This window comes from Parendozoicomonas verongulae (assembly GCF_009711465.1).
Lineage (GTDB): Bacteria > Pseudomonadota > Gammaproteobacteria > Pseudomonadales > Endozoicomonadaceae > Sansalvadorimonas > Sansalvadorimonas verongulae.
Genome location: NZ_SMME01000484.1, coordinates 719 through 1022 on the forward strand (window position 1 = coordinate 719; position 304 = coordinate 1022).

Genomic DNA, 304 nt, shown 5'->3' on the forward strand with positions numbered 1-304 from the left:
GGTCCCGCAGGGGCAGGTGGTGTTCCGCTTTTCTCGACGTACTGTCTCTTTCTCATTTTGGCTTGATATTTCTACTTCTGGTGTAGGGCTACCGTAGTCCAAATCATCTGGGACTATTGATTCAGCTTCATAAACCTCTTCAATCTCTTGTTTAACAACTTTCCGACAATGAATTTCCCAGGCGTGGATATCAGAGTTAAAAGGCAGCGAAAATCCATCAACGGATTCACCTGTTATTATCGGGTCATCTGCCGCTGACAGGGAATGAACTTTGCTGATAGTTGCGGAGCAGGTAGAACCCTCA

Annotated in this window: 1 protein-coding gene; it reads right to left on the minus strand. The window is 46.1% G+C overall.

Features of this window, described 5'->3' with window-relative positions; all coding sequences use genetic code 11:
- Positions 1 to 304, minus strand: a 304-nt coding sequence (locus E1189_RS24575) for a hypothetical protein (protein ID WP_230459916.1), incomplete at both ends; no start/stop codon positions are given.